At 70.7% G+C, this 15,438-nt stretch carries 18 protein-coding genes; 9 read left to right on the forward strand and 9 right to left on the reverse strand.

Annotation, left to right across the window (positions count from 1 at the left end):
* Positions 1 to 64 precede the first annotated feature (64 nt).
* Positions 65 to 853: a metallophosphoesterase gene (locus LG391_RS12095; protein WP_225768263.1), complete on the forward strand. Its 789-nt coding sequence runs from the start codon at positions 65 to 67 to the stop codon at positions 851 to 853.
* On the opposite strand, the gene LG391_RS12100 is transcribed toward LG391_RS12095, so the two are convergent.
* Positions 850 to 2,073 (reverse strand): adenylate/guanylate cyclase domain-containing protein, encoded by a 1,224-nt coding sequence (locus LG391_RS12100; protein ID WP_225768264.1) that lies wholly within the window; start codon positions 2,071 to 2,073, stop codon positions 850 to 852. The genes LG391_RS12095 and LG391_RS12100 overlap by 4 nt on opposite strands.
* 210 nt (positions 2,074 to 2,283) lie before the next feature.
* On the opposite strand from LG391_RS12100, the gene LG391_RS12105 reads away from it, so the two are divergent.
* On the forward strand, positions 2,284 to 3,168 hold the full coding sequence (locus LG391_RS12105; RefSeq protein WP_225768265.1) for a YopT-type cysteine protease domain-containing protein: 885 nt from the start codon (positions 2,284 to 2,286) through the stop codon (positions 3,166 to 3,168).
* A 35-nt stretch (positions 3,169 to 3,203) separates the two neighbouring features.
* On the opposite strand, the gene LG391_RS12110 is transcribed toward LG391_RS12105, so the two are convergent.
* Together LG391_RS12110 and LG391_RS12115 are read right to left on the reverse strand one after the other, a co-directional pair.
* On the reverse strand, positions 3,204 to 3,962 hold the full coding sequence (locus LG391_RS12110) for a sulfite exporter TauE/SafE family protein (protein WP_225768266.1): 759 nt from the start codon (positions 3,960 to 3,962) through the stop codon (positions 3,204 to 3,206).
* Between the two features lie 61 nt (positions 3,963 to 4,023).
* Positions 4,024 to 4,281 (reverse strand): hypothetical protein, encoded by a 258-nt coding sequence (locus LG391_RS12115; RefSeq protein WP_225768267.1) that lies wholly within the window; start codon positions 4,279 to 4,281, stop codon positions 4,024 to 4,026.
* 103 nt (positions 4,282 to 4,384) lie between these two features.
* On the opposite strand from LG391_RS12115, the gene LG391_RS12125 reads away from it, so the two are divergent.
* Positions 4,385 to 5,314 carry a LysR family transcriptional regulator gene (locus LG391_RS12125; RefSeq protein WP_304608455.1) on the forward strand — a complete coding sequence of 310 codons (930 nt, stop codon included), beginning with the start codon at positions 4,385 to 4,387 and terminating at the stop codon, positions 5,312 to 5,314.
* 55 nt (positions 5,315 to 5,369) lie between these two features.
* Complete coding sequence (locus tag LG391_RS12130; protein ID WP_374200749.1) at positions 5,370 to 5,984, forward strand: trimeric intracellular cation channel family protein; 615 nt, start codon at positions 5,370 to 5,372, stop codon at positions 5,982 to 5,984.
* Between the two features lie 7 nt (positions 5,985 to 5,991).
* Here the strand turns inward: LG391_RS12130 and LG391_RS12135 are convergent, their stop codons facing one another.
* The gene (locus LG391_RS12135; RefSeq protein ID WP_225768269.1) at positions 5,992 to 6,957 is read right to left on the reverse strand and encodes a GlxA family transcriptional regulator; all 966 of its coding nucleotides are present in this window, start codon (positions 6,955 to 6,957) and stop codon (positions 5,992 to 5,994) included.
* Positions 6,958 to 7,084: 127 nt separating this feature from the next.
* Between LG391_RS12135 and LG391_RS12140 the strand changes: the two genes are divergently transcribed.
* The 3 genes from LG391_RS12140 to LG391_RS12150 all read left to right on the forward strand — a co-directional run bounded on the left by LG391_RS12140 (position 7,085) and on the right by LG391_RS12150 (position 9,718).
* Positions 7,085 to 7,759 (forward strand): HD domain-containing protein, encoded by a 675-nt coding sequence (locus LG391_RS12140; RefSeq protein ID WP_225768270.1) that lies wholly within the window; start codon positions 7,085 to 7,087, stop codon positions 7,757 to 7,759.
* Between the two features lie 116 nt (positions 7,760 to 7,875).
* Positions 7,876 to 8,442, forward strand: a complete 567-nt coding sequence (locus tag LG391_RS12145) for a helix-turn-helix transcriptional regulator (RefSeq protein ID WP_225768271.1) — start codon at positions 7,876 to 7,878, stop codon at positions 8,440 to 8,442.
* An 82-nt stretch (positions 8,443 to 8,524) separates the two neighbouring features.
* Positions 8,525 to 9,718: a CynX/NimT family MFS transporter gene (locus LG391_RS12150; protein WP_225768272.1), complete on the forward strand. Its 1,194-nt coding sequence runs from the start codon at positions 8,525 to 8,527 to the stop codon at positions 9,716 to 9,718.
* Here LG391_RS12150 and LG391_RS12155 read toward each other — a convergent pair.
* The 4 genes from LG391_RS12155 to LG391_RS12170 all read right to left on the reverse strand — a co-directional run bounded on the left by LG391_RS12155 (position 9,705) and on the right by LG391_RS12170 (position 12,603).
* Positions 9,705 to 10,004: a MoaD/ThiS family protein gene (locus LG391_RS12155; protein WP_225768273.1), complete on the reverse strand. Its 300-nt coding sequence runs from the start codon at positions 10,002 to 10,004 to the stop codon at positions 9,705 to 9,707. The genes LG391_RS12150 and LG391_RS12155 overlap by 14 nt on opposite strands.
* 3 nt (positions 10,005 to 10,007) lie before the next feature.
* Positions 10,008 to 11,090, reverse strand: coding sequence for an exo-alpha-sialidase (locus tag LG391_RS12160; protein WP_225768274.1), 1,083 nt, complete (start codon positions 11,088 to 11,090; stop codon positions 10,008 to 10,010).
* 119 nt (positions 11,091 to 11,209) lie between these two features.
* Positions 11,210 to 12,064, reverse strand: a complete 855-nt coding sequence (gene purU, locus LG391_RS12165) for a formyltetrahydrofolate deformylase (RefSeq protein WP_225768275.1) — start codon at positions 12,062 to 12,064, stop codon at positions 11,210 to 11,212.
* 128 nt (positions 12,065 to 12,192) lie between these two features.
* On the reverse strand, positions 12,193 to 12,603 hold the full coding sequence (locus LG391_RS12170; RefSeq protein WP_225768276.1) for a VOC family protein: 411 nt from the start codon (positions 12,601 to 12,603) through the stop codon (positions 12,193 to 12,195).
* A 167-nt stretch (positions 12,604 to 12,770) separates the two neighbouring features.
* On the opposite strand from LG391_RS12170, the gene LG391_RS12175 reads away from it, so the two are divergent.
* Both LG391_RS12175 and LG391_RS12180 read left to right on the forward strand, forming a co-directional pair.
* On the forward strand, positions 12,771 to 13,976 hold the full coding sequence (locus LG391_RS12175) for a Tm-1-like ATP-binding domain-containing protein (RefSeq protein WP_225768277.1): 1,206 nt from the start codon (positions 12,771 to 12,773) through the stop codon (positions 13,974 to 13,976).
* 78 nt (positions 13,977 to 14,054) lie between these two features.
* Positions 14,055 to 14,492, forward strand: a complete 438-nt coding sequence (locus tag LG391_RS12180; RefSeq protein ID WP_225768278.1) for an SRPBCC family protein — start codon at positions 14,055 to 14,057, stop codon at positions 14,490 to 14,492.
* Positions 14,493 to 14,514: 22 nt separating this feature from the next.
* Here LG391_RS12180 and LG391_RS12185 read toward each other — a convergent pair whose 3' ends face one another.
* Positions 14,515 to 15,426 (reverse strand): LysR substrate-binding domain-containing protein, encoded by a 912-nt coding sequence (locus tag LG391_RS12185; protein ID WP_225768279.1) that lies wholly within the window; start codon positions 15,424 to 15,426, stop codon positions 14,515 to 14,517.
* Positions 15,427 to 15,438 lie beyond the last annotated feature (12 nt).

Below are 15,438 nucleotides of genomic sequence, written 5' to 3' on the forward strand. Positions count from 1 at the left end.
CTGCAACCCCAGCGGACCGTTGTTATGATGGGCGCATGATCCGATCGACACGCGACGCCCTGCCATGAAGCCGGAAGACCTCGACCGGCTGCCGCGCCATCTCGACCCGCGCCACGATCCCTGGCGCCCTGCGATCCGGCCGCTGCCGCCGGGCCGGGCGGTGGCGGCGATCGGCGACGTGCACGGCCAGGCCGACCTCTTGGAGGCGATGCACCGGCTGGTGTCGGCGGAGTTCGCGGCCCTGCCCGGCGGCACCGGCTGCACGCTGATCCATCTCGGCGACCTGGTCGACCGCGGCCCGGAGAATCTGCGGGCCCTCGCATTGGCGCGGCAGGGCCTCCCCGGCGCCGAGACGATCACCCTCCTGGGCAATCACGACGACCGCATGCTGGCGCTGCTGGACGGCGCCGCAGACCATGCCTCCCTGCAGTTCTGGCTGAGCTATGGCGGCGACCGGGTGCTGGCCGAATGCGGCGTCGCCGCTCTCGGCGGCGACTGGCGCGCCCGGGTGCGGGCGGCGATCGGGCCGGAGCTGCTGGGCTGGCTGCGCGGCTGCCCCGTCACCCACCGGATCGGCGACCTGTTCTTCGTCCATGCCGGGATCGACCCGGAGGTCCCGCTGGCGCAGCAGGACCGCCGCACCCTGCTGTGGATCCGCGACCCGTTCCTGGACTGGCCCGGCCCCTTCCCGGAGGGCGTCGCGGTGATCCACGGCCACACCCCGGCCGACCGGCTGGATCTGGACCATCCGCACCGCATCGACGTCGACACCGGCGCCTTCGCCACCGGCTGCCTGTCGGCGGTGCTGATCCATGGCGACCGGATGCGCGGTCTGCGGGTCTGGCGGCTTTAGCCCCGGTCCGGCTCCAGCGTGAACAGCTCCTGCGGCATGCGCACGCCGCGCAGGGCGTAGCGGCCGACGCAGACCAGGCCGGCCTCGGCCCCGCCCGCCGCCGCGGCGAAGGCGGAGGACACCAGCATCGGCTGGTCCGCCGACCGGCACAGCTCGGCGATCCGGCTGGTCTCGTTCACCGCCGGGCCGACCACGGTGACGTCCAGCCGGCTGGCGCTGCCGACATTGCCGAAGAACACCTCGCCGATATGCAGGCCGGCATACATCTCGGTCACCGGCTGGCCGGCCGCCTCGCGCTGCGGGTTCAGAATCGCGATCGTCGCCCGGGCCTGGCGCACCGCATCCAGCGCCGCCCGGCGGGCCCGGGCGCGGGCCTCGGCCCCGCCGTCCTCCGGCCGGAAGATCGCCAGCACGCCGTCGCCGATCAGCTTCAGCACGTCGCCGCCCGCCGCCTGCACCGCCGAGATCACGGCGTCGGCATAGTCGTTCAGCAGCGGGATGATCTGCTCCGGCGGCGCCGTGTCGGTGATCTTGGTGTAGCCGCGCAGGTCGCTGAACCACAGCACCGCGTCGATCCGGTCGGCGACGCCGCGGGCAATGCGGCCCGACCACACCAGGTCGCAGGCGTCGCGGCCGAGATAGGTGTCCAGCAGCGTGCTGGCCATCCGGGCCAGGGTGATCGCCTTCATCGCCATGGCGAGGCCGGGCATCAGCCGCAGCAGCGCCGCGATCTCCTCGTCGGTGAAGCCGCCCGGCCGGTCGGTGGTCCAGGCCGAGAACAGCCCGTCCCAATCGGCGATCGCGCCCTCCGCCTCGAAGCGGTTGAGGACGCCGAGATAGTCGGTCATCCCCTCCGCCGCCGCCGTGGCCACGGCCGGGAACTCGGCGCAGCTCTCCGGCGTCACCCGCCGGCGCATCCACTCCTCGCCGGTGTCGATCAGGTGGAAGAACGGGCTGGCGCGCCACTTCTCCTCGCGCTCGCCCGGCGTGGTGCGGCCGTAGCCGGTGAAGCTGGCCTCCGGTTCGCCGCAGCGCCAGCGCACGGCATTGCCCTCATAGACCGGGTGCAGCGTGTCGATCACCAGGAGGCCGCTGGCGATCGGCAGGCCGGCGAACACGGCCCGGGCGCAGAAGCCGGCCAGCAGCTCGGTCTCCGGCAGGCCGATCAGCCCCGCCTCGGTGATCCAGGCGGACAGGGCGGTAAGCTTGGAGTCGTCCATCGATTCTCCCCGATGGAGAATGCTTTACACCAACCGGGAGGCCGGCGCAGCGCCGAGGCGCCGGCGTGCACCGCTGTGACCTGGGTCGGCATGACCTCATATCGAACGGGCATGGGGCCGGCCCTGGCCGCCCCCCGATCCCATCGATACCTATATCGCAGCAGCAGACGTCGTGACCGAAGAGTAGAAGCATCGATCAAGGAGAAGATCTTGAAGCTGTCGGCGGAATTCCGCGATTGGTGCGAGAAGGTTACGCTTGTCCCGCCCGAGGCCTGGATACTGGCCAGCCCCGGAGGGCGCCCCGCGAAGGCGGTTCCCTCCAGGACGTCGGCGCGCTCCGCCCAGCCCGTGAACGGGCCGGTGTTGCAAGCCACAGACAATATCGGGGAGACGGCGGATGAATCCGGATTCGAGCGGCACGGCGATCTTCTGCTCAAGGTCTTCAACCAGGCCGAAGATTTTCCGTGGATGCCCCTGAAGGTGGCGGCGCGCAACAACGGCCGGGAGATCAGCCGTTTTCCGCTCACGGAAGAAGGGGTCTGTGCCGCGCTGACCTGCCACTACATGCGGATGCACGCCCAGGGAACGGACGGCGCCTTCTTCGACTGGATCAGGAGCCCCGGTGGCATCTCGTCGGTGATGAATGATCAGCTGAGATACGAAGGGTACCGCCGCGGCCGAATGGGGATCAGGCTGCAGGAGACGGCCGCTCCCGATTTCCGCGGCGTGATCGGAGGGCTGCTGGAGGAAGCCGGCCTCGGACACCGGCTGACATCGCCCGACCGGGACTTCGACACGGACGAGTTCGTGGATTTGGTTTCCGAGATCGATCCGCAACCGGACTATTCCTGCCTTTACCGACTGGTCAACCTCGATCTCGGCGATTCCAAGCACAGCGTCGGCGCGATCATGGACCACGAGAGGGGGCTCTATACGTTCATCGACACAAATCTCGGTTTCTTCAAAGCCGAATCCATAGATCGCTTCAGGGCCGTGCTGCGGAAATCGGCAAATCTGGCCTATGACGATGTGGTCAGCTTCACGACCCTGACGTTTCTGGATGAGAGGGTCGGATTGGCCGGAATGAACCTCTAGGCCCCAACCGGGGCGATCGGATCCGCCTGCGGGCGTCACAGCACCCCGAGCACGCCGTCGACCAGCAGCTTCAGCCCGATCGCCACCAGCAGCAGGTGGCACCAGAGGTACAGCCGCGCCTCGTCGATCCGGTCGTGGAAGCGGCGGCCGATCCAGACCCCGAGCGGCACCACCGGCGCCGCCGCGGCGATGGCGGCGAGGTTCCGCGGCTCCAGCACGCCGAGCCAGAGATAGGGCACCTGCTTGGCGATGTTGCAGAGCATGAAGACGATCGCCGAGGTGCCGGCGAACACGGTCTTGTCCAGCCGCTGCGGCAGCAGGTATATCGCCAGCGGCGGCCCGCCGGAATGGGCGACGAAGGTGGTGTAGCCGGTCAGCGTGCCCCACAGCGCCGCCCGCCGGCCGGAAGGGGCGGTCCGCGGCTGGTCGAGCCGGCGGCGGGCGAACCAGCGCAGGGCGAAGACCAGGGTGACCAGCGCGATCAGCAGCGTCACCCAGGCCGGGTCGACCAGGGCGAAGGTCAAGCCGCCGAGCGCGATGCCCCACAGCAGCGGCAGCACCAGGACCCGCAGGTTGGGCCGGCTCCAGGTCCGCGGCGGGAAGGCCCAGACGGTGAACACGTCCATCAGCAGCACCAGCGGCGCGATCACCGCGGCGGCGTCCACCGCCGGCATGACGAAGGACAGCGCCGGGATGCCGAGGATGGCGAAGCCGCCGCCGAAGCCGCCCTTGGTGAAGGCGATCACGAAGATGGTGCCCAGCAGCACCGCGAGAAGGACGGGATCGGTCGGCATCAGCGCGACCATGGCCGGACCGGCCCGCTTCGCTCAACCATCCGATTGCGCCGAGGGCAATTCATCGCCACGGGGCCGCCGCCAGGCCGATGCCGAGGCCGATGGCGCTGACGGTACCGAGCACTGTGATCAGCGCCGTCGCGACCGCTACATCGCTGCCCGCGGGGCCGAGCGCCGCGATCAGGCCAAGGGCCAGCCCCGCCGCGGATATGCCGCAGACGCAGGCCAGGGAGGATCGGTCGTCTTTCGCCGCGGCCCGCCGGCAAGCGGCAGTTTCCACGGCAGGAGCCGGATCGAGGAGATGAGACAGGACGGACATCGCAATCCTCCATCGACGCATCACGTGGACCGTATGCCAGCGCGAGGGTCGGGAGTATCCTGCTTTCCCGGATTTCATCCTTCCGGAAACCGCAAGGATGCCCATGGACCGCTTCGCGGCGATGGCCGTCTTCGTCAAGGTGGCTGAGGCCGGCAGCCTGTCAGCGGCGGCGCGTGGGCTCGGCCTGTCGTTGACCTCGGTCAGCCGCCAGCTCGCGGCGCTGGAGGAGCGCCTGGGCACCCGGCTGGTGATCCGCACCACGCGGCGCCTGGCCCTGACCGAGGCGGGCCGCCTGTACCACGACCAGGCCCGGCGCATCCTGGGCGAGGTCGAGGAGGCGGAGCAGGCGCTGACCGCCCATCGGTCCGAAGCCATCGGTCGGCTGCATGTCGCCGCGCCGACGCTGATCGGCCGGTTGAAGCTGGCGCCGCTGCTGCCGGATTTCCTGGCGCTTCATCCCGGCCTCGCCGTCGACCTCACATTGACTGACCGCCCGGTCGACCTCGTCGAGGACGGCGTCGACCTCGCCATCCGAATCGGCCGGCTGCCGGATTCGAGCATGATCGTGCGCCGGCTCGGCGGCATCCGCATGAGGGTCTGCGCCGCGCCCGGCTATCTCGCCCGCCGCGGCGCGCCGTCGGTGCCCGAGGATCTGGCCGGGCATGACTGCGTGGTCTTCGCCACCGCTCCCGGCCCCGTCTCCTGGCCGTTCCGGACACCGGCGGGGAGTGTGACGGTCCCGGTCGCGGCCAGGATCCGCGCCAACGACCTGGACGCCGCCGTCGCCGCGGCGCTGGCCGGCGCCGGGCTGGTCCGCGCCCCGTCCTGGCAGGTCGCGGACCTGGTGGCCGCCGGCCGGCTCAAGCCGGTGCTGATCGGCTACGAGCGTCCCTCGACGCCGGTGCAGGCGCTGTTCCTGCCCAGCCGGCTGCTGTCGCCGAAGATCCGCCTGTTCACCGATTTTCTGGCCGGACGCTGGGCCGGACAGGAGTTCGGCCACGAGACGGAAGGCCCGGCGGGCCGGTCGGCTTGATCAGGGGCGGAGGCCCTGACATGGTCCCCGCCGGACGAGCGAGGATCCGCCGATGCTGCTGCATTCCCTCTATCTGATCGCGATCGTCGCGGAGGCGATGACGGCGGCGCTGGCGGCCGGGCGGCGCAGCATGGACTGGGTCGGCGTCTGCCTGCTGGGCTGCGTGACCGCGCTCGGCGGCGGCTCGGCGCGGGACATCCTGCTCGACCACCACCCGCTGTCCTGGGTGGAGCATCCGTCCTACCTGCTCCTCACCGGCGGCGCCGCCCTGCTGACCATCCCCGCCGCCCGCTTCATGCATCACCTGCACAAGCTGTTCCTGCTACTGGACGCGATCGGCCTCGTCGTCTTCACGGTGATCGGCGTCAATGTCGCGATGGCGCTGGACCTGCCGATCGTGATCGTCATCGCCTCGGGCATGATCACCGGCTGCGTCGGCGGCGTCCTGCGGGACGTCCTCTGCAACGACATCCCGCTCCTCTTCCGCAGCGAGCTCTACGCCACCGTGTCGGTGGTGACCGGTGGCGTCTATGTCGCCGGGCTGTCCGCCGGCATCGGCCACGACCTCGTCACCGCGGCCGCCATGATCGTCGGCCTGACGCTCCGCCTCCTCGCGCTCCGGTTCAACTGGAGCATGCCGAAATTCGTCTATACGCACGATCTCCACTGATCGGCGTCTATCGCACCCGGAAGCTGGCGCGGTACTGGGCCGGGGTGACGCCGAGGCGCCTGGCGAAGACGATGCGCATGCGGTCGGCGCTGCCGAAGCCGCAGTCATAGGCCACCGCCTTGAGCGCGCGGTCGCTGCCCTCCAGCAGGTTGCGGGCGGCGTCGACGCGGGCGCGCTCGACGAATTCGTGCGGCGTCACGCCGGTCTCCTGCACGAACAGCCGCGCCAGGTTGCGGCCGCTCATGCCCGCCACCTTCGCCAGCGCCTCGACCGTGAAGCCGGCGCCGATGTTCTGCAGGACATGCGCCTGCACCCGGGCGATCGGCGACTCCGGGTCGGCCGGAGCGGTCAGGAACGGGCTGAACTGGGACTGGCCGCCCTGGCGCTGCGCCACCACCACCAGCCGTTTGGCCACCCTCAGCGCCACCCGGGCGCCGTGATGCTCCGCCACCAGCGCCAGGGCCAGGTCGATGCCGGCGGTGACGCCGGCCGAGGTCACCAGCGCCCCGTCGCGCAGATAGATCCGGTCGTGCTCGACCTGCGCCCGCGGGAACAGCTCGGCCAGGCGCTGGGCGTTCTGCCAATGCGTGGTCACGCGATGGCCGTCCAGCAGCCCGGCATGGCCGAAGGCGAACGCGCCGGTGCAGATCGACCCGTGCAGCCCGGCCCGCGGCGCGGCCTCGGCCAGCCAGGCGGACAGCAGCGGGTCGGGCGCCGCCGTGGGCAGGCCGGGGCCGCCGGCGACCAGCACCATCGAGAACGGCTCCACAGCCTCGCCGAAGCTTCGATCGGCGGCCATCTGCATGCCGTTCGAGGCGCGCAGCGGCGCCGTGTCGGCGGCGACCAGCAGCGTCTCGTAGCGATCGCCGGCATCGATGAAGGCGTTGGCCTCGGCGAAGACGTCGACCGGGCCGGCGACGTCCAGCGCCTGGACGCCCGGGAAGATGGCGATCGCGACCGTCCGCACCGGCATTCCGTGCCCTCCTGCTGTCGCCGACCGATCCCACGGTCGCCGCCCGGCCGCAATGTCCGATTTCCGCGTGCGCTTGTCCGGAAGCGCCGCTCCGGCCGCGTTGAGGCTCCCGATGCCGGAGGCTCACATGAAGGCACCGAAACTCTTCGACGGAAGGTCAGAGACCATGTCCATCGCCGGCATCCGCATTCCCGACAGCGCCATGGCGCGGGAGATCACCGAGCTGGTGCGCGACACCGAAAGCGAGCTGCTGTTCCACCACTCGACCAGGGTCTACCTGTTCGGCGCCCTGACCGGGCAGCGCAAGGGGCTGAAGTTCGATCCCGAGCTGCTCTACGCCGGGGCGATGTTCCACGACATGGGGCTGACCGACGCCTATGCCAGCCCCGACCTGCGCTTCGAGGTCGACGGCGCCAACGCCGCGCGCGACTTCCTGCAGCGGCACGGCATTCCGGCCGCCGACATCGACCTGGTCTGGGACGCGATCGCCCTGCACACCACGCCCGGCATCCCGGAGCACAAGCACCCGGTCGTGGCGCTGGTGACGGCCGGGGTGGAGATGGACGTGCTGGGCCTCGCCTTCCACGACTTCACCCAGGAGCAGCGCCGCCAGGTGGTGCACGCCCATCCGCGCGGCCCCGACTTCAAGCACGGCATCATCGAGGCCTTCGCCCACGGCACCATCCGCAAGCCGCAGACCACCTTCGGCAACGTCAAGGCCGACGTCCTGGCCCGGATGGACCCGACCTACAAGCGGGTCGACTTCACCGAGGTGATCCTCAATTCGGATTGGGAGAGCTGAGGGACTGCCGCCGCTCCTCTTGAGTCCCCCCTCCCCTCGCGGGAGGGGGACTCGGATCTGCTCGGATCTGCTCGGCCCTGGACTCTCTCCCTCGCTCGGCCCATCTTCACGGCATCATGACCGCTCCGGGATACAGCATCTGCGCCGCCGACGGCCTCGGCCGGTCGCTGCGGCTGTGGCGCGCGCTGCGGCGGGTGAAGCAAGCCCATGCCGCCGAGCTGCTGCGCGTGTCGCAGGCGATGGTGTCGCGCTGGGAGGCCGGCACGCTGGTCCCCGATGCCGAGGAGCAGGCCCGCCTGCGCCGGCTGATGAGCGCCCGGCTGGACAGCGCCGCCGACCACGCCCTGGCCCGGCTGGTCACGGAATCTTCCGGCAGCGCCCATCTGGTCTGCGACCTGACGCATCGGCTGCTGGCGGCGTCGCGCGGGCGCAGCCGCGACTGGAACTTCCGCACGCCGGAGCTGCTGGGCGTCTCGCTCTGGCGCTTCGCCACGCCGGAGATCCAGGCCGCCGAGGCCGCCCTGACCGGCGAGGGCTGGTTCGAGGCCGAACCGCCCGCGGTCGAGATCGCGACCAGCGCCAACGGATCGCCGATCGTCCCGATCCGCGAAGGCCGGATGCGCTGGACCCGGCTGCAGCTGTCCGACGGGGCCTTCGTGCGCCTGGCCGAGACGCTGGCCTGACTCTCCGGCGCCTGAATATCTTATTCAGCCGCCCTCCCCCGCTCCTCCGCTAGGATCGCCCCATCCTGCACATGGAGTGATCATGTCGTCCCGCGGATCCTGGGCCGCGATTCTGGTGATCTACGCCGCCGGCGTGATCGCCGCGGCGCAGCTCGGCAAGCTGTCGGCGCTGCTGCCGCCGATGCAGCGCGACCTCGGCCTCGACCTCACCACGGCGGCGCTGCTGGTGTCGCTGCTCGAGATCGGCGGCGCCACGCTGGGGCTGTTCGCCGGCGTCGTGATCGGCCGCGTCGGCTCCCGCCGCGCGCTGCTGGCCGGGCTGCTGCTGCTCGCCGTCGCCGCCGCCGGCATGGCCGTGACCTCGGCCGTCGCCGGGCTGTTCCTGTGGCGGATCGTCGAGGCCGCAGCCTATCTCGCCGTCGCGGTCGCCGCCCCGACCCTGACCATCGCCACGGCATCGCCGGCGCAGCGGGCCACCGCCCTGGCGCTGTGGAGCACCTTCTTCCCGGTCGGCTTCGCCGTCGGCAGCATCCTCGCCGGGCTGGGGGTGGAGGCCGCGCCCTGGCGCTGGGTGCTGCTGGGCAGCGCCGGGCTGACGGCCCTGCTGCTGCTGCCGTCCTGGCGCCTGCCGACGCCGCCCGAGGCCGCGCCGCGCCGGGCCGCGAAGGACGGTGCCCATCCCCTTCGCGCGCCGCTCGGGGCCTGGCTGATGGCAGTGGGCTTCGCCTGCTACACGGTGTTCGAGGTCGGGCTGCTGGCGGTGATGCCGGCCTATTTCACGGACCAGCGCGGCGTCTCGGCCTCCACGGCCGGGCTGATCACCGGCCTGGCCGCCTTCTCCGCGGTGCTGGGCGGCTTGGCCGCGGCCTGGTGGATGCGGCGGGACCGGCCGCTCGGCGGCTTCACCGCGGTCGGCGTCGTCGTGCCGGCGCTGCTGCTCTTCGCCGTGTTCACACCGTCGGGCGGATCCTGGCTGTGGCCGGCCATGGCGGCGACGATCCTCAACGCGATCTCCGGCGCCGTGCCGGCCGTGGTCTTCGCCCGCCTGCCCGATGCAGTCGGGCCCGGCGGCGACATGGCCACGGCGAACGGCCTCCTGGCCCAGGGCGGCGCCTCCGGGTCGCTGCTGGGGCCGCCGCTGCTGGCGGCCGCAGCGAGCCATTGGGGCTGGCCGGCCGCGGCCGGCGCCGGCCTCGTCGCTTCGGCGCTGTGCCTCCTGCTGCTCGCCCTGGCGCAGCGCGGTCCCGACGGCGTGGCGGCGGTCAGCCGCCGCTGATCGCGGTCAGCACGAACACCTCCGTCCCCGGCGCCAGCGGCGTCTCCAGCCTGGCGCGCCGGCCGTCGACGAAGATGTTGATGTGGCGCCGGATCGCGGGGCTGGAGTCGCGGATCCGGTCGCCCATCCCCGGCCAGCGTGCGTTCAGCCCGTCGATCGCTTCGCCCACCGTGCCGGCGCGCAATTCCACCCGCGGCGGCGCGCCCGGGAACAGGATGGTCAGCGCCGTCGGCAGCCGCACCAGCACGGCCGGCGCCTCCTCCGGCTTTGTCCTCGGCTCGGCCATCGCTCAGCGGTCGACCACCAGCGTCTCGACCGACAGGATCGAGGGCAGGTGCTGGGCGACGCAGTCCCAGCTCTCGCCCTCGTCGGCGCTGGCGAACAGCGCGCCGCCCGAGGTGCCGAAATACACGCCGGCCGGGTCCAGCCGGTCAGTCGCCATGGCCTGGCGCAGCACGCCGAAATAGGCGTTCTCCTGCGGCAGCCCGCGGCGCAGATCCTGCCAGCTGGCGCCGGCGTCGCGGGTGCGCCAGACCGCGGCGCGACCGTCCGGCACGAAGCGGCCCTTGATGTCGCCGTTGAGCGGCAGCAGGAACAGCGTGTCGGCGTCGCGCGGATGGGCTGCGGCCGGGAAGCCGAAGCTGGAGGGCAGCCCCGCCTCGATGCTGTCCCAGCGCCGGCCGCCGTCGTCGCTGCGATACATGCCGCAATGGTTCTGCTGGTACAGCCGCTCCGTCCTGCCCGGCGCCATCACCAGGCAATGCACGCATTGCCCGAACTCCGGATAGCGCTGGTCCTCGGGCAGGAAGTCGGCGCGGGTGCCGCGGTTGCGGGTCTCCCAGGTCTCGCCGCCATCGGCGGTGTGGAACACCCCGGCGGCGGAGATGCCGACCCAGATCTTGTCCGGGTCGTCCGGATGCAGCACCAGCGAATGCAGGATCAGCCCCGCCCCTCCCGGGCTCCATTCCGGCCGGGTCGGGTGCCGCTGCAGCCCTTCGACATGGGTCCAGGACTGGCCGCCGTCGTCGCTGTGGAACAGCCCCGCCGGCTGCACCCCGGCATAGACCCGGTCGTTGCGCACGCCCAGGCTCCACACCGCCTTGATCGGCTCCTGCCCCTCGGCATAGGCCAGCCCTTCGCTGGAATGGGTCCAGCTCTCGCCGAGATCGGTGGATTTCCAGACCGCCGGGCCAAACCATTCGTTGCCGCCGGCGCCGTAGATCGTGCCTGAGGCCGGATCGGCGACGACATGGTTGATCGGCCAAGTCTCGCAGAACGGCCCCCGCAGCCGCCACGACCGCCGCGTCGGGTCGCTCTCGGCGATGAACGCGCCCTTCTTGGTCCCGACCAGGACCAGGATCCGGTGTGCCATGCTCGTCTCTCCCTCGCCCCGCCGGACCCGTTGTTATGGTTGGGTCCGGCGGATCCCATATTTAACTTTTCAGTTAAGTTATGGCAGGGCGAGACCGCTGTCAAACCGGGCGAGGGTCGTCAGCGGAACACCACCGTCTTGGCGCCGTTCAGCAGCACGCGATGCTCGGAGTGGTATTTCAGGGCGCGGGCCAACACCACGCTCTCGACGTCTCGGCCGATGCCGACCAGGTCCTCGGCCGAAGCGGTGTGATCGACCCGGGTCACGTCCTGGTCGATGATCGGCCCTTCGTCCAGGTCGTCGGTGACGTAGTGCGAGGTGGCGCCGATCAGCTTGACGCCGCGGGCATGAGCCTGGTGGTAGGGCTTGGCGCCCTTGAAGCTGGGCAGGAAGGAGTGGTGGATGTTGATCACCCGCCCTTCCATCTTCCGGCACAGGTCGGAGGACAGCACCTGCATGTAGCGGGCCAGGACGACGAGGTCGATCTTCTCCTCGTCCACCAGCTCCAGCAGCCGGCGCTCCTGCTGCGCCTTGTTGTCCCGGGTCACCGGCAGGTGGTGGAACGGGATGCCGGCGGCGGCGACCCGCTGGTAGCTGTCGCGGTGGTTCGAGACCACGGCCGGGATCTCGATCGGCAGCGCCCCGATCTGCACCCGGTACAGGAGGTCGACCAGGCAGTGGTCGAACTTCGAGACCATGACCAGGGCACGGATCTTGCGGTCCGCGTCATGGATCTCCCAGCCCATGCCGTAGTCGCTGCCGATCGGGGTGAAGCCTTCGCGCAGCTCGTCGAGATCGATCGAGCCTTCCACCGCCTCGGCCACCACCCGCATGAAGAAGCGGCCGGTGTCGCGGTCGAAGAACTGCGCGCTCTCGAGGATGTTGAGCCCGGAGCGGAACACGAAGTCCGAGATCCGGGCGACGATGCCGGGGACGTCGGTGCAGGAGAGCTTGAGGATCAGCCGTTTCGCCATGGTGCCGCGTCGTCTCGCTGAAGGGCCTGGGCCGTGAAGCAATCATCGACACCTAGCACGACAGCGGGCCCCGCCTGAGGCTCGATTGCGACGGCCGGATGCCTGGAGCCGACGCAGCGCCGGTCTGGCTAGGCGGTTTCCCGGTACGGCACCAGGTCGGGCGTGGTCCCGTCCTTGAAGTCGACATGGACGTGGTTGCCGTCCGGGTCGTGGAAATTGACCTGGATCAGACCGCTGCGCGGCGGCCGGCCGAGCTTGGTCTCGATGCCGAGGCCCTTCAGATGGGCCAGGAAGTCGTCGAGGTTGCCGCTGCTCTGGAAGGCGAAATGCGACAGCTGCACCTGCTCCGGATGCAGCCGCTCCTTCACTTCGACCAGATGCACCACCGCCTGGTCGCCGAGATAGAGCCAAGCGCCGGGGAACGGGAAATCCGGCCGCGGCCCCGGCTCCAGGCCCAGCGCATCGCGGTAGAAGCGGATCAGCCGCTTCTGGTCGGCGGTCCAGATGTTGACGTGGTCCAGGCGCGTCAGGCTGGTCATGGGCGTTCTCCCGGCTGCTCGTTGCCGCAGCATAGACCCTGGTTGTCCGACAAAAGAAGCCAGAACATTGATCCCGCGACCCCCTTGCATCGAAAGCATTCGCGTCCGACAACCGAAGGCAAGAACCGGCGCGGCGATGCCGGCGCCCCCTCAGGGAAGGATGCGCCATGAAGGCCTATGTCATCGGGACCTGCGACACCAAGGGCCGCGAGCTGGCCTATGTGAAGGGGCTGGTCGAGGCGCTTGGCGTCCCGACGGTTCTGGTCGATGTCGGCACGGGCCCCGGCGGCCCCGGCGCGGGCCTGCCCATCGACGTCACCGCCCGCGAGGTGGCCCTGCACCATCCCGGCGGCATCGACGCCGTGTTCAGCGACGACCGCGGCCGTGCGGTGACGGCGATGGCGGAGGCGCTGCGCGGCTTCCTGGGCAGCCGCACGGACATCGGCGGCGTCATCGGCCTGGGCGGATCCGGCGGCACGGCGCTGGTCACCCCGGCGATGCGCGACCTGCCGGTCGGCGTGCCCAAGATCATGGTCTCGACCGTCGCCTCCGGCAACGTCGCGCCCTATGTCGGGCCGGCCGACATCATGATGCTGTACTCGGTCACCGACGTGTCCGGGATCAACCGCATCTCCCGCGCCGTGCTGGGCAACGCCGCCCACGCCCTGGCCGGGATGGTGGCGCATCCGGCGCCGCGCAGCGACGCCGACAAGCCGGCGCTGGGCCTGACCATGTTCGGCGTCACCACCCCCTGCGTCGAGCAGGTCAGCCGGGATCTAGAGGGCGAATACGACTGCCTTGTGTTCCATGCCACCGGCACCGGCGGCCGGTCGATGGAGAAGCTGGTCGATTCCGGCCTGGTCGGCGGCGTCATCGACATCACCACGACCGAGGTCTGCGACCTGCTGGTCGGGGGCGTGTTCCCGGCCGGCGAGGACCGCTTCGACAGCATCATCCGCACCCGCATCCCCTATGTCGCCTCCTGCGGCGCGCTCGACATGGTGAATTTCGGGGCGAAGGAGACGGTCCCGGAGAAGTTCCTGGGCCGGAATCTCTACGTCCACAACCCGCAGGTGACGCTGATGCGGACGACGGTGGAGGAGAATGTGGAGATGGGCCGCTGGATCGGCGCCAAGCTGAACCGGATGGACGGACCGGTGCGCTTCCTGATTCCGGAGGGCGGCGTGTCGCTGATCGATGCGCCCGGCAAGCCGTTCCACGATCCGGCCGCCGACGAGGCCCTGTTCCAGGCGCTGGAGGCGACGGTGCGGCAGACCCCGAACCGGCGGCTGATCCGCCTGCCCCACGCCATCAACGACCCGGAGTTCGCGGCCGCGCTGGTGCGCGAGTTCCGCGCCATCGCCCATCACTGACGCCACGCCATGGCCGTTTCGCACGGCCCGCGCCTCCGAGCAGGTCTCGTTCCGACGTCCCAACCAGGAGAAGCGAGCATGATCCGAGTGACCACCAGCAGCGTGATCAACGCCCCGGTCGAGACCGTGTGGCAGGCGATCCGGGATTTCAACGCCCTGCCCGACTGGCATCCCGCCATCGCCAGCAGCAAGGTCGAGGATGGCGGCAGCCCCGACCGCATCGGCTGCGTCCGCAGCATGGAGCTGGCCGGCGGCGGCACCGTCCGCGAAAGGCTGCTGACCCTCTCGGATTCCGAGCACAGCGTCACCTATGCGATCCTGGCCGCGCCGATGCCGGTCGAGAACTACGTCGCCACGCTGCGCCTGCTGCCGGTCACCGACGGCAACCGCAGCTTCGCCGAATGGACCGCCGAGTTCGACGTGGCGGCCGAGAACGAGGCGGCGATGCGCAAGCTGATCGGCCAGGGTGTGTTCCAGACCGGCTTCGATTCCCTGAAGCAGCGCTTCGGCGGCTGACGCCGGGCGGTGGCGCGGCGGTTCAGGGGCCGCCCGCCTCCGCCTTCAGCCAGTCGATGAACCGGCGGACCGGCTGCCAGTCGGCCAGCGACGGCAAGGTCACGGCGTAGTGGTTCCAGTTGGTCGGGATCTCGGCGTCGAGCAGGCGCAGAAGACGCCCGGTCCGTATGTCCTCCTCGACCAGCGTCCTGCGGGCGATGGCGACGCCGAGGCCGTTCACCGCGGCCTCGAGGGTCAGCAGCGACCCGTTCAGGTTCATCCCGTCATTGACCGCGTCGAGCGGCAGGCCGTTGGTCTCGAACCAGTGCTGCCAATGCGCACCGCTCTGGTCATCCCGGGCGGTGGTGTCGATCAGCCGGTCGAGGCGCAGGATGTCGGCCGGCGTGGCGACCGGCCCGGCCGCGGCGATGTAGCCGGGGCTGGCGACCGGGAAGATCGCATCGGCCATCAGCGGCTCGACGCGGAGATTCGGATAGGCCCCACCGCCGAAGCGCAGGGCGATGTCGGCGGTGCGCTGCGACAGGTCGACCAGGGCGAGGTCGGCCATGATGTCGATGTCGATATCGGGATGCTGCGCCCGGAACCGCTGCAGCCGCGGAGCCAGCCAGCGGACCGCATGCGAGGGGATGGCGCTGACCCGCAGCCGCGCCCGCCCCCGCCGGTCGACGCCGGCCACGGTGCGGCGGATCTCCTGCAGGGCCCGGCCCATCCCGGCGGCCAGGGCCTCGCCCTCGACCGACAGCTCGACGCGGCGGACATGGCGGACCAGCAGCGCCACGCCGAGTTCCGCCTCGAGGTCGGCGACGCGATGGCTGACAGCGCTGGCGGTGACCGCCAGCTCCTCGGCCGCGCGCTTGAAGCTGCCGAGCCGGGCCACCGCCTCGAAGGCGCGGAGCGATTCCAGCGGCGGCAGCCGCCGCGTCACCGTCGGCATCGAACCACGGCC

Origin of the sequence: Inquilinus sp. Marseille-Q2685 (assembly GCF_916619195.1) — a bacterium.
Lineage (GTDB): Bacteria > Pseudomonadota > Alphaproteobacteria > DSM-16000 > Inquilinaceae > Inquilinus.

What these genes read in the sequence shown, in the direction of transcription:
- LG391_RS12095 (WP_225768263.1), top strand. Translation starts at nt 65, where the DNA reads ATGAAGCCGGAAGACCTCGACCGGCTGCCGCGCCATCTCGACCCGCGC.
- LG391_RS12100 (WP_225768264.1), bottom strand. Translation starts at nt 2,073, where the DNA reads ATGGACGACTCCAAGCTTACCGCCCTGTCCGCCTGGATCACCGAGGCG.
- LG391_RS12110 (WP_225768266.1), bottom strand. Translation starts at nt 3,962, where the DNA reads ATGCCGACCGATCCCGTCCTTCTCGCGGTGCTGCTGGGCACCATCTTC.
- LG391_RS12115 (WP_225768267.1), bottom strand. Translation starts at nt 4,281, where the DNA reads ATGTCCGTCCTGTCTCATCTCCTCGATCCGGCTCCTGCCGTGGAAACT.
- LG391_RS12125 (WP_304608455.1), top strand. Translation starts at nt 4,385, where the DNA reads ATGGACCGCTTCGCGGCGATGGCCGTCTTCGTCAAGGTGGCTGAGGCC.
- LG391_RS12135 (WP_225768269.1), bottom strand. Translation starts at nt 6,957, where the DNA reads ATGCCGGTGCGGACGGTCGCGATCGCCATCTTCCCGGGCGTCCAGGCG.
- LG391_RS12140 (WP_225768270.1), top strand. Translation starts at nt 7,085, where the DNA reads ATGAAGGCACCGAAACTCTTCGACGGAAGGTCAGAGACCATGTCCATC.
- LG391_RS12145 (WP_225768271.1), top strand. Translation starts at nt 7,876, where the DNA reads ATGACCGCTCCGGGATACAGCATCTGCGCCGCCGACGGCCTCGGCCGG.
- LG391_RS12150 (WP_225768272.1), top strand. Translation starts at nt 8,525, where the DNA reads ATGTCGTCCCGCGGATCCTGGGCCGCGATTCTGGTGATCTACGCCGCC.
- LG391_RS12155 (WP_225768273.1), bottom strand. Translation starts at nt 10,004, where the DNA reads ATGGCCGAGCCGAGGACAAAGCCGGAGGAGGCGCCGGCCGTGCTGGTG.
- LG391_RS12160 (WP_225768274.1), bottom strand. Translation starts at nt 11,090, where the DNA reads ATGGCACACCGGATCCTGGTCCTGGTCGGGACCAAGAAGGGCGCGTTC.
- purU (WP_225768275.1), bottom strand. Translation starts at nt 12,064, where the DNA reads ATGGCGAAACGGCTGATCCTCAAGCTCTCCTGCACCGACGTCCCCGGC.
- LG391_RS12170 (WP_225768276.1), bottom strand. Translation starts at nt 12,603, where the DNA reads ATGACCAGCCTGACGCGCCTGGACCACGTCAACATCTGGACCGCCGAC.
- LG391_RS12175 (WP_225768277.1), top strand. Translation starts at nt 12,771, where the DNA reads ATGAAGGCCTATGTCATCGGGACCTGCGACACCAAGGGCCGCGAGCTG.
- LG391_RS12180 (WP_225768278.1), top strand. Translation starts at nt 14,055, where the DNA reads ATGATCCGAGTGACCACCAGCAGCGTGATCAACGCCCCGGTCGAGACC.
- LG391_RS12185 (WP_225768279.1), bottom strand. Translation starts at nt 15,426, where the DNA reads ATGCCGACGGTGACGCGGCGGCTGCCGCCGCTGGAATCGCTCCGCGCC.